Source organism: Winogradskyella eckloniae (genome assembly GCF_013249045.1).
In the GTDB taxonomy this organism is placed as follows: domain Bacteria; phylum Bacteroidota; class Bacteroidia; order Flavobacteriales; family Flavobacteriaceae; genus Winogradskyella; species Winogradskyella eckloniae.
In genome coordinates, this window is sequence record NZ_JABRWP010000025.1 from 1 (window position 1) to 731 (window position 731).

Genomic DNA, 731 nt, shown 5'->3' on the forward strand with positions numbered 1-731 from the left:
ATGTCTAGTCCTGAAATATGGCTACAGGTTAAAAATTGATTTACGCTGTTTTTAAATATACCATATTTGGTGTTTTATAATCTAAAGATACATGTAATCTTATTTGGTTGTATAGATTGATTGCACTTTTTGTTGCATTTTTAGCGTGTTGTACACTATCAAAGGTTTGATCAAGATAAAACTCGTCTTTTAGGATGCCGTTTACACGTTCAGCAATAGCGTTTTCGTAGCAATGATTTTCTTCTGTCATACTAATTTTGATGTTGTTTCTTTTTAAAATTTGAGTGTATACATTGCTACAATATTGTATGCCTCTATCCGAGTGATGTATAAGGCTCTCTGTATTTTTAGCTTGATATAATGCTTTTTTAAGAGCTCTAGTACAACCACTAAGTTCAAGGCTATCACTAAGGTCATAACCTATGATTTTTCTAGAATACATGTCAGTTATAAGAGCCAAGTAACAAAATCCTTTTACGGTTCTGATGTATGTGATATCAGATACCCAAACCTGATTAGGTCTATCAACAAGCACATCTTTGATAATGTTTTTATGTTTATAGAACCTATGAAAAGAATTGGTTGTTTTATAGCTAGGCTTCTTTTTGGTTATAAGCATATTGTGTTTTCTAAGAATGTTGAAAAGCGTGTCTCTGCCTATTTTTAGGTTGGCTTTATCAAACTCGTTTTTTAATGATATTTTGAGTTTTCTAACACCTTCTCTAGGCAAG

Annotated in this window: 1 protein-coding gene; it reads right to left on the reverse strand. The window is 31.7% G+C overall.

Features of this window, described 5'->3' with window-relative positions; all coding sequences use genetic code 11:
* Nucleotides 1-40 precede the first annotated feature (40 nt).
* Nucleotides 41-731 (reverse strand): IS3 family transposase (locus HNV08_RS16225; protein WP_173282410.1); only part of this gene is annotated, 691 nt, incomplete at its 5' end.